Origin of the sequence: Streptomyces sp. NPDC002730 (assembly GCF_042888805.1) — a bacterium.
Lineage (GTDB): Bacteria > Actinomycetota > Actinomycetes > Streptomycetales > Streptomycetaceae > Streptomyces.
This window is the reverse complement of the sequence record NZ_JBIAQG010000001.1, coordinates 494365-504613: the sequence shown is the minus strand read 5'-3', so window position 1 is coordinate 504613 and position 10249 is coordinate 494365. Positions and strand designations below refer to the sequence as shown.

Below are 10249 nucleotides of genomic sequence, written 5' to 3'. Positions count from 1 at the left end.
TCCCAACCCTGGCGCCACACCTCCGAGTAACTGCCGTCGGCGTCGAAACGGTCCAGCGCGGCGTCGCCCGACTCGGCCCTGTACGACAGCAGGTACAGCTGGCCGCTCAGCTGGAGCGGGACGAGCGACGTCCAGCCACCTGCCCAACCCTGGCGCCACACCTCCGAGTAACTGCCGTCGGCGTCGAAACGGTCCAGCGCGGCGTCGCCCGACTCGGCCCTGTACGACAGCAGGTACTGCTGGCCGCTGGACTGGAGCGGGACGAGCGACGTCCAGCCACCTGCCCAACCCTGGCGCCACACCTCCGAGTAGCTACCGTCGGGCTTGAAACGGTCCAGCGCGGCGTCGCCCGACTCGGCCCTGTACGACAGCAGGTACTGCTGGCCGCTCAGCTGGAGCGGGACGAGTGACGTCCAGCCACCTGTCCAACCCTGGCGCCAAATCTCGGTCAGATTCATACCCAACGAGATATTTCGGGAAAGAGCTTAGGTCAAGCTCTGCATGAAAGTGTCTGATTGTTTGCACACTCCCGGCCGACAGTGGCCATGGCTCGCGGTTGAGGCAGCTGCTAGGCGGAGGTGCGCCTTGCTGGGCCTGCAGATCGAACTCCTAGAGCGGATGTCATCGCACGACGGAGCGCCCTCATGGGCCGTTTCGGGGCCGTGGAAGGGCGCTCAACGATGACCAACGCTGCCGTCCCCCGCCCTTGACCTTGACGCCAGGGTCAAGGCTTAGCGTCCCGACCATGGAAGAGACGAACACCCTTCACGGCCGGGCAGTGCTCATCACCGGGGGAGGCACCGGGATCGGCCGTGCGACGGCCCAGCAGTTCGCTGTTGCGGGCGCCGAGGTTCTTATCATCGGCCGGACTGCCGAACGCTTGGCGGAGACCGCCAAAGGACACCCGCGCATCCGCACGTTCGTGGCCGACATCGCCACGCCGAACGCCCCGGTCGACATCGTCGCCGCCGCGGTCGACGCGTTCGGCCGCATCGATGTCCTGGTCAACAACGCCGCGATCACTCGTCCGGCTCCGCTGGGGGCGATCGACCGGAAGGTCGCCGAGGAACAGCTCGCCAGCAACCTTCTCGCCCCGGTGTTTCTCACTCAACATGCTCTGCCACACCTGGGGGCGGGCGGCACCATCGTCAACGTCACATCCAATCCGCCCCACTATGGCTGGCCGAACAACTCGGTCTACGGATCCACGAAGGTGGCTCTCGACTTCCTGACCCACACGTGGGCTGTCGAGCTTGCGCCGCGCGGCATTCGCGTTGTGTCAGTGGCCCCCGGGGCGAGCGCCGAACGGATACCGCGAGTATGACGAGTCGAAGGTCGCCCAGGTGGGCAACATCAGGCTGCTGCTCTCGCTCGGCCTCACCGCCAATGACGTCCGCGCCTTCCTGCCCTGTCTCGATCAAGACATCGCCGACGGTCCCATCTGTCCCGCGAGCGCGCGGGTCATCGCTCGGAGGCTTACCGACGTGGAGGAGAGGATCGCGGCCTTGGACATCGTTCGCCAACGCCTCATCGAAGCACTGGCCCAGGCCAGCGGCTAGTTCGCTGACCACGAACGTGCGGCCGGGTTTGATCAGGCGGCGCAGCGCGTGCTCAGGGCTAGACAGCCGACGCGCAGGGGGTGAAGAGGCTCCGGTCGGACCGGACGGGGAATACGGGGTGATCGGCTACCGCATCTCGGGTATATGACGACCGCCCGGGGTGGCGCGCCGGAGCGCCAGCTGTCGCGGCGTGGCCGGGTGCCTCGGACTCACCCGTACCGACCAACTCCGTGCCAGGGCCGTCAAGTCCAGCGCGTGGCTCCTGATCTATGTGCGTCTGCGAGGGATGCCGGCCTCGTCCAGGTATTGATGCATGGCCTCGATGGGAAGGCTTGGGTTGCTGAGGGCGTGGGAGGAGGTCTGCGGATTCGCGCAGCATTGCAGGATGAGATCGACGGGCAGAGCGGGGTGCTCGGCTGCCATGGCACGTACATGGTCGTCGGGATCAGCAAGCAACCGGACGACAGCGTCGACGGTCGCTTGGGGGTCGAGCCCTACCAGCCATCGTTTCTCCGGATCCGGGTCGTTGGCGAAACGCTGTCCGTTGCCGGCACATGGGAAGTTCGGGTGACCCAGCAGACCCCCCTTGGTGATGACCTGGCAGTCCAGGTACGTCTGCAACACCACCTCGCGGGCGACGGTCGGTTGGTTCTCACACAGCAGGAGTCGTACGGGGTAGTCGTCATCCCTGGAGAGCAGTTCGATGGCGTCGGCAGGCAGGTGCCGGCTATAGGCGGCGCTGCGCCGTAGCAATGTGTTGGCCGATCTGGCGCATTGGCGCAAGACGTCCGGATCGGTGCAGAGGCGAACCCATTCGACTGGATAGAGCCGGTCGGACGACCTGATGGTGACGTCGATGGCGGTACGTTCGGTCTCCGTCAGCTCGGGTCGTACCGATACCGCCAGCCGGACACTGTGCGCATCGTCGTTCGCCAACATCCTGACGATGTCGATGGGAACTTTGAGGTTGGAAGCCAGCTCCCGCCGGTCCTCCTCTTCGGTGCTTGCTGCGAGATGTTCGGCCGTCGTCGTATTCATGGCGCCGTGTCGGATCACGTCCTGCCTGCCGTACCGGCCGATTTCTGCGTGGAGAAGAAGGTCGGTGATGGCCGCGTCATCGCGGCAGGCCTCCATGAGGGCCGCCTGACGTACTTCATCATCAGCGTCGCGGAGCAGACGGTTTCGGGTGTCCTCGGAAAGCAAGATCCACTGGCGGCAGGCTGCCCGCCGCAGGTCCGCGTCCTGACGGTCGGCGAGCCCGGCGACCAGGCCTGGAGCTGTGTCGCGGCAGAAGGCTGCGCTTCGGCGGACCGGAGGTTCCGGATCGGCAAGCAGGCGCTGCTGAGTGGCTGGAGGCAGTGGCTCGACGCGGATGCGGAACCAATCGGGTCCGCTGGCCAAAGCACGGCGGACGCGCGGATCGGGATCGTCCACGAGTCGGGCGCGTTGCTCGGCCGTCACCGCGGGGTTCGCGGCGAACGCCGTCCGCAGCCTGTGGTCGGGATGCCCAACGATGGCGTCGACCACCTCGTCCGGCAGAGCGCGCCAGGCGATCGTGTCCCAGGCCGCGATGGCTTCATCACAAAGCAGCCTGGTCAATACCTCGGATGGCGCCGCAGGATTTCGCGCGATCGCAGCAATGGCTTCACGGTGACCGCAGCCTCCGCACATGGTGCCCCTCCCAGATCGCCAGCAGGCATCGCGAGCCCGGAGATTGTGTGCATCCCTCGTGGTCAAGGTCAACGTCGGCGATCAAGCTCTGCCGCATGTTCAGAGGGCGATCAAGCTCTGCCGCATGTTCAGAGAATGACGATCGGCTTCCTGGGCGGCCCGAGATCCGGCGGTGGCTGCGCTGCCGGAGGCCGAAGCCGTGTGGAGTTGCCGAGCAGCTCGGTGAACGCTACGACGCCGGCAGCATGGGCAGTGGCAGGCCGTCGGCACCGACCACGGGGCAGTCTGAGTCCGGCCCAGCTCCACAAACGGTTCGCGAACACGGCTTGACGTGAATGCCGACGAGGGAGGACGTACTCGTCCTCTGTGCCTGTCAGCGACGGTGGGCAGACGGGAAGCGAGGGTCTCCACCATGGCAATGAGCGAGTCAATCCCCACGACAGTGAGCCCGCGGCTGAGGTGTCGGCTCGTGTCCCGGGAACCTGAGGTGACTTTCACTCGTTGAAAGGAGTGAGTCGGTCGCTGTGACCCGTGTGCCCTGGAAGGGGCCCGTCATGTCCGGGGAGCCTGCGGTGGCTGACACGCGCGCGGTGTGCGCGCCGAGACCCTCTGAATAGTCGGCCTGCTCTGCTGCGTGGATGGTGCCCCTCCGACAGGGCCTTTCCTCCCGGCAGCGACGGCCGATTCATACGGGGCGAGGTCGTTCCAGACCACTGCGGCCGTCAGTGCCGACCGCATCCGACACCCGTTGAGGGAGCTCGTTCCATGGATTCGCAGACCGTTCACCCTCCTTCGCCTGAAATCCGACAAGGGGCGGGAAGTGACTTCGCCCGGCTGTCGAAGAAGATTGCCGACGCCGGCCTGATGGGTCGACGCCCGGGCTACTACGCGGCCCGGATCGCTGCGGTCACTGCCCTCTACGTCTGCGGGTGGATCGCGTTCGTCCTCGTCGGCGACAGCTGGTGGACGCTCGCGGTGGCGGCGTTCCTCGCCGTCGTCTTCGGTCAGATTGCGCTCCTCGCGCACGACGTGGCGCACCGGCAGGTGTTCCGGCTCCGTAAGGCCAGCGAAAGAACCGGCCGTATCGCCGGAAACGCCGGAATCGGGATGGGCTACGGCTGGTGGCAGGACAAGCACACGCGCCACCACGCCAACCCCAATCATGAGGAACTGGACCCCGACCTCATCCCCGACATCCTGGTCTGGTCGCAGAATCAGGCCCGCGCCGCAAAAGGGCTGCCCCGTCTGCTCGGCCGCTTTCAGGCGTTCCTGTTCTTCCCTCTCCTCACTCTCGAGGGCCTCAACCTGCACCTGTCAGGTGTGAAGTCGCTGGCCGACCGCTCGCTCAAGAACCGCGTGGCGGAAGGAAGTTTGCTGTTCGCCCACTTCGCCCTCTACCTCGGCGCCCTGTTCCTGGTGCTGCCGCCCGGCATGGCCATTGCGTTCCTTGTGGTTCACCAGTGCCTGTTCGGGGTCTACCTGGGCTCGATCTTCGCCCCCAACCACAAGGGCATGCCGATCCTGACCGGCGATGACCGCCCCGACTTCCTGCGGCGCCAAGTGCTCACCTCACGCAATGTCCGCGGTGGATGGTTCACTGACGTCGCACTCGGCGGACTGAACTACCAGATCGAGCACCATCTGTTCCCCAGCATGCCCAGCCCGCATCTTCGCAAGGCACAGGCAATCGTCCGCCGCCACTGCCAGGACCTGGGAGTGAACTACCTGGAGACCAGCCTGATCACTTCCTACCGACAGGCCCTTGCCAGCCTCCACCAGGCCGGAGCGCCGATCCGGCACGCTGCCTCCGCCTAGGCCCGATGTCCTGCCCTCTTCTCGTGCCTTCGGCTGTGGCGTACGGGTTGAAGAGCAGGCGAAGAGCGCTTCCCCTCGCCGAGTTGGAGCAGTGGGCCCGTGAAAGCTGTGGTCTCGGTGCGGTAGTTGACCGGCTCTTCGACCTGATCCCACGTGCCGGTGGGATGGGAAGGGTGAAAGTGACCCTTCGAGCGTGACAGTCCGGTCCAGGGTCAGCGCGGGAGGTCCGAGATTGAAGGCTCAGGAATCGACCCGGAGCCGGTCACGCTGGATCTGGTAGGCGAGGGCGCGCCGCACGGAGGCCGATGCGGTGGTGGTGGGGACCTTCGAGGGGACATCGAGACCACGGCTGATCTTGTCGTACGCGTCCTGGTAGCTGCGAGGCATCTCTGCCCGGTGCAGTCTCAGGTCCTCTTCGACGAGGCGTCGCAGCTCGTCGACGTTCTGGGGCGTGAAGCGCTTCTTCCCCCGGGCGATGGCGTTGACGTAGCGGGTGCAGCGGGCGGTGTCGTCGGAGGTCTCGGAGATTTCCTCGGCGAGGCCCCACAGGCGACCTTCGAGCCATGGGGTGTCGTACTGGTCGAGGGAGAGCCCCATCGGGGGCAGTGACTCGCCAACCCTGTACTTCGCCACCTGCTTGGACACGGCGGGCTGACTCATGCCGGTGAGCCGGGCAATTCTGTCCTGGGTCCAGCCGAAGCCGGCGAACAGCTTGATCATTTCAGCGCGAAGCTTCCGCATCTCCTCCCCTGCACGGATGACGTCGTTCATGTCGGTGAGCATCCGCTCGGCCTGTTCCTCCGTCAGCGTCTCGGGGTCCTGACGCGTGTCCTCTTCGCCTGCCATAGCTCGGTTATAGCCTGAACCCGCTACCATAACCAGGTTGTACAACCCGGTTATAGCTGACAGGCTCCACACCATGCCTACCTTCTCCGCACCTGACGGCACCCGGCTCGCCTACCGCGTACACGGGGCCGGCGACCCGCTCGTCTGCATCCCGGGAGGTCCCACGGACGCCATCTACCTCGGCGACCTCGGCGGCCTGTCCGCACACCGCCGGCTGATCCTTCTGGACCTCCGCGGCACCGGCCAATCCGCGATGCCCGAAGACACCACCTCCTACCGCTGCGATCGCCTGGTCGACGATGTCGAGGCCCTGCGCGAACACCTCGGACTCACCCGGATGGACTTGCTCGGCCACTCCGCCGGCACGAACATTGCGGTGCAGTACGCGGCCCGATACCCGAAGAGCATCGGCAAGTTGACCCTGATCACCCCCAGCTCCGCAGCCGTCGGCATCACGATCACCGGAGCGATGCGGCGTGAGCATGCGCAGCTCAGGAAAGGCGAACCGTGGTTCCCGGCGGCGTTCGCCGCCTTGGAGGCGATCACCAAGGGCACGGGCAGCGACCGGGAGGCCATCGCCCCCTTCTTCTGGGGCCGGTGGGATGCCGCCGCTCAGAATCACCCTGCGGCCGGCCCGCCGAGCAACAAAGAAGCTGTCGCTCTCTTCGCAGCCGAGGGCGCCTTCGACACGGAGAGCACTCGTGCGGCGCTCGCCTTCCATGAGGGCCCCGTGCTGCTGCTCGCCGGGGAGTTCGACGTGAACAGTCCCCCTCCGGCGGTGGCTGAGCTTGCCGGCCTGTTCCCTGATGCCTCACTCGTTGTGCAGTCGGGGGCAGGCCACTACCCATGGCTCGACGACGCCGACCGGTTCGTGGCGACCACTGCAGCATTCCTGCGGTAAGGACCTGCTCATGCGCTGCCTACCAGCGAAGAGCCCGGAATCACGGCCGCAGTCCTCGCGTTCCCGCCGTGGGCCGTAACGGACATGACATTGCAGGACATCGCGGGGAGGCTCCCGGGGCGGATGTCCGGGACGAAGAGACCAGGTGAGCCGAGACGCCGAGGGCCGGATCCCGCACGTGCAGAATCCGGCCCTCACAGGCAGCAGCCTGCTCAGTGACCGCGAGACTCGAAGCCGACCCGAACCCCATGCGCGCTGCCGGACCAGGCCATCGCCATCGGCGAGTTGCTGAAGACCATCAGCCCGGCCATCCCGGCCGGCACGGCGATACGCGACTTCTTCACACGTCCCCTCAGACCGAGAACTTCGAGGAGTTGATGTTGCAGACGATGTTCGGCGTGGCAGCCCCGGAGCAGCCCTTCGGGTGCGACGTCCACACCCAGCCCGGGGTCATGAACGCGCCGTGCATCTCGTTCTGCACGTACAGGCTCTTCGGGCGCTTGACCTTGGCGGTGACCTCAGCAACCGTAGGAGTCGGGTCGATGGCGTTGATGAAGCTCCACTTGCCGTCGGCAACGGTGCTTCCGTTCTTGCCGTCGAGCAGGCGCGCCCGGATCTCCCCGGTGATCTGAGGCCCGTCGGGGCCGACCGCCGCACAGAAGAAGCTGGCGGTGCCGGTGACCTTGGTCGGGTTCCCGGCAGTCCACTCCGCCTTGTGGTTCCACTCGCACAGCACGGTGCGGGCCTTGACCTGCTTGCCGGTCCTGGGGTCGATCTTGGCAACCTGGGCGGTGAAGGTCCTGCTGCCTGCCTTGGTGGTGACGGGCTCCGCGGCCGAAGCCGGGTGATGGCTGTCGGCGTGCGCCGTGCCGGCCAGGACGCCGAGTCCGAGCACGGTGGTGGTGGCGATAGTTGTGACAGTACGTCGCACCTGCAAGGAATCCCCCTGTTGTCTTTGATGGTCGTCTCGCTTCAGCGCGGTGGTCTGACGCGCCGGAAGCCAATTTGGTCAGCCGACGCCTCCCCGGCGGCAGCTGTCGGCCAGCCTGCCGGAGATACCGTCGGAAGTCGTTTGCACAGCGTCCACAGTTCTTAGCAATGAGTCCACGCGGTCGGCTCAGGGCTGTGGAGGGCTTGGTGTCGGTAGTCCCTGGGTGGCATGCCGTAGGCAGTGCGGAAGGCGCGCGTGAAGTCGGCGGCACGGGTGAAGCCCCAGCGGGCGGCGATGGCGTGGATGGTGGTGGAGCACATCGCGGGGTCGGCGAGGTCGCGGCGAGCATGTTCCAGGCGCTGGTGGCGGATCCAGGCCGCGATGGTCTCGTGCTCGGTCTGGAAGAGGCGGTGCAGATAGCTGGTGGAGATGTTGTGCGCGGCGGCGATCGCACGCGGGGTCAACCGCGGGTCCTGCAGGTTCCGTTGGACGTACGCCCGAATACGCAGCACCAGAGTCCGGCTACGGGTTTCCGGCGGAAGGGAGCGGTCGGCGTCCAGAGCGTGAGCGAACAGTGCGGACAGCAGGTCGACCACGACCGTTCCCAGACGGGGGCCGTCGGACGGCAGGTAGGGGCTCGTGTCCACCGTCAGCTGAGTGAGGAACTGTACGAGCAGGGTGCCAATCCCTTCCCGTCCGGACATTCCATGGGCGAACAGTCGGTCCATCCTGTTCTGCGGCAGGGGCAGTAACGCCTTGGGGATCTCGATCCCGATTCCCGAGAACAAATCGGGTCCGTTGGCGGAGTTGACTTCGAAAGCCCTTGAGCTGTCGAAGACCTGTATCTCGTAAGGCCCGTACACGGCTTTCTGGTCGGCCCAAGTGACTCGGTTGGTCCCGTGCAGAGGGATCCCGATGTGGTACTGCTCGGGATCGGACTGGCGGATGAGCTTCGGGGTCCGGCGAAATCGAAGGGCCTGGTGGGTCGTGGGCCAGACGTGAACCGCGCCGAGCTCCAGTACTCGCTGATGCGCCCGGTAATCCGCCGCGAATTCGCTGTGAAGGTCCAGCGGCGCATGGGTTCGGCCGATGCGCTCGCGCCAGAAGTCGAACCGGTCCGCACCAGCCAGATCTTCAGTTCGGAACTCGGTCTCGGTCAGCATCCCGTCTCCTCCGCCTCATGGCCTCAATACCGCCTCGTCGCCCTGGATCAGGCGCCGATGGGTGGGCTTCGATTCTCATGTATCTGTTTCATTCCACGTCGTCGGGCCTGCGGATGAGGCGGCAGCCATGCACCTGAAGCGTCGTCGTGCTTGACTCGTCGAGTGGGTCGGACCGTCTGGGGGAGCATGAGATGCCACTTGAATTCGGTCTGTGGCGAGTAGACGACAAGCCGGTGCGGGTCACTACGCGGCCGATGCCTCTGGAGTCGAGGCTGGAGGAGCTCATTGAGGCCGATCCGGGAATCCTGGGGCGACCCCTGCTACTGATCGGCCGGCAGGTGCAGACGAGGTACGGCAAGGTCGTCGATCTGCTCGGCATGGACGCCGAGGGATGCCTGCATGTTTTGGAGCTCAAACGGGACCGCACTCCCCGCGACGTCGTGGCACAGGTTCTCGACTACGGCTCCTGGGTCCAGGAACTCACCAACGAGCAAGTGCGCGAGACCTACACAACGTACGCCCGCGAGCGAGGACTGGTGGAGGAGCTGGACGAGGCGTTCGCGCTGCGATTCGGAAGCAGTCCGCCGGAAGCACTGAACGGCACCCATACTCTGACCATCATCGCGAGCGAGATCGACGCCGCGACTGAGCGGATCGTCACCTATCTGGCATCCGGCTATCAAGTGCCGGTCAATGTGCTGTTCTTCCGCTACTTCGAGGACGAGGGACGCTCGTATCTGGCCCGTACCTGGCTGATGGACGAGGCCGAGGTCGTGGTGCCTCCCGTGGGAGCCAAGGGGCGCGGGAAGAAGGAGCCGTGGAACGGCACGGATTGGTACGTGTCCTTCGGCGACGAACTCGGCCACCGGAGTTGGGACGACGCGCTCCTCTACGGATTCGTGTCGGCCGGCGGCGGGGACTGGTTCTCCCGCACGATCCGCTCACTGCCCGTTGGGGCGCGGGTGTTCACTCACATCCCCAAGGTGGGGTACGTGGGCGTGGGCACTGTGTCCGGTGAACCTCGGCCCTTCGAGGAAGCCGTACTCACCCTGGATGGCGAAGTCCAGCAGATGGCCGACCTTGCCCTGCAGGGCAACTACCGATTCGCGGCTCGTGCGGCCGAGAGCAATGACGAAGAGGACCGCCGCGAGTGGATCGTCCCGGTGGACTGGGAACATGCCGTGCCCCGCGAGAGCGCATTGTGGCGTACGGGCTTCTTCGCCAACCAGAACTCTGCTTGCAAGCTCCGCGCCCGCTTCACGATCGATGAAGTCTCCCGCCACTTCGGCATCGGTGACGGTGCTGGGACTCTCGAGGAAGGTTGAATGGCCGCGCCTGCACGGATTCGCTCCGCCTGATCCGT

11 protein-coding genes are annotated in these 10249 nt (G+C 65.8%); 5 read left to right on the top strand and 6 right to left on the bottom strand.

The window, feature by feature from the left end; all coding sequences use genetic code 11:
- The coding region (locus tag ACFYXH_RS02500) for a hypothetical protein (protein ID WP_389559927.1) at window positions 1-458 on the bottom strand (458 nt) is incomplete at its 3' end.
- A 287-nt stretch (window positions 459-745) separates the two neighbouring features.
- Between ACFYXH_RS02500 and ACFYXH_RS02495 the strand changes: the two genes are divergently transcribed.
- Window positions 746-1324, top strand: a complete 579-nt coding sequence (locus ACFYXH_RS02495) for an SDR family NAD(P)-dependent oxidoreductase (RefSeq protein ID WP_389559925.1) — start codon at window positions 746-748, stop codon at window positions 1322-1324.
- A gap of 19 nt (window positions 1325-1343) precedes the next feature.
- The gene (locus ACFYXH_RS02490; protein WP_389559924.1) at window positions 1344-1559 is read left to right on the top strand and encodes a MerR family DNA-binding protein; all 216 of its coding nucleotides are present in this window, start codon (window positions 1344-1346) and stop codon (window positions 1557-1559) included.
- 267 nt (window positions 1560-1826) lie between these two features.
- Here ACFYXH_RS02490 and ACFYXH_RS02485 read toward each other — a convergent pair whose 3' ends face one another.
- Entirely contained in the window at window positions 1827-3158 is a 1332-nt protein-coding gene (locus ACFYXH_RS02485) for a hypothetical protein (RefSeq protein WP_389559922.1), read from the bottom strand.
- A gap of 837 nt (window positions 3159-3995) precedes the next feature.
- Between ACFYXH_RS02485 and ACFYXH_RS02480 the strand changes: the two genes are divergently transcribed.
- On the top strand, window positions 3996-5045 hold the full coding sequence (locus ACFYXH_RS02480; RefSeq protein ID WP_389559920.1) for a fatty acid desaturase family protein: 1050 nt from the start codon (window positions 3996-3998) through the stop codon (window positions 5043-5045).
- Window positions 5046-5285: 240 nt separating this feature from the next.
- Here ACFYXH_RS02480 and ACFYXH_RS02475 read toward each other — a convergent pair whose 3' ends face one another.
- Complete coding sequence (locus tag ACFYXH_RS02475) at window positions 5286-5891, bottom strand: sigma-70 family RNA polymerase sigma factor (protein ID WP_389559918.1); 606 nt, start codon at window positions 5889-5891, stop codon at window positions 5286-5288.
- A gap of 73 nt (window positions 5892-5964) precedes the next feature.
- Here ACFYXH_RS02475 and ACFYXH_RS02470 point away from each other — a divergent pair, with 73 nt between their 5' ends.
- A complete protein-coding gene (locus ACFYXH_RS02470; protein ID WP_389559917.1) occupies window positions 5965-6792 on the top strand; it encodes an alpha/beta fold hydrolase in 828 nt (275 codons plus the stop codon).
- A gap of 212 nt (window positions 6793-7004) precedes the next feature.
- Here the strand turns inward: ACFYXH_RS02470 and ACFYXH_RS02465 are convergent, their stop codons facing one another.
- The 3 genes from ACFYXH_RS02465 to ACFYXH_RS02455 form a co-directional block, all read right to left on the bottom strand.
- On the bottom strand, window positions 7005-7136 hold the full coding sequence (locus tag ACFYXH_RS02465; protein WP_389559915.1) for a hypothetical protein: 132 nt from the start codon (window positions 7134-7136) through the stop codon (window positions 7005-7007).
- 8 nt (window positions 7137-7144) lie between these two features.
- Window positions 7145-7723 (bottom strand): hypothetical protein, encoded by a 579-nt coding sequence (locus ACFYXH_RS02460; RefSeq protein ID WP_389559913.1) that lies wholly within the window; start codon window positions 7721-7723, stop codon window positions 7145-7147.
- 161 nt (window positions 7724-7884) lie between these two features.
- The gene (locus ACFYXH_RS02455) at window positions 7885-8886 is read right to left on the bottom strand and encodes a helix-turn-helix domain-containing protein (protein ID WP_389559911.1); all 1002 of its coding nucleotides are present in this window, start codon (window positions 8884-8886) and stop codon (window positions 7885-7887) included.
- Between the two features lie 191 nt (window positions 8887-9077).
- Here ACFYXH_RS02455 and ACFYXH_RS02450 point away from each other — a divergent pair, with 191 nt between their 5' ends.
- A complete protein-coding gene (locus ACFYXH_RS02450; RefSeq protein ID WP_389559909.1) occupies window positions 9078-10211 on the top strand; it encodes an endonuclease NucS domain-containing protein in 1134 nt (377 codons plus the stop codon).
- The last annotated feature ends 38 nt before the right edge of the window (window positions 10212-10249 follow it).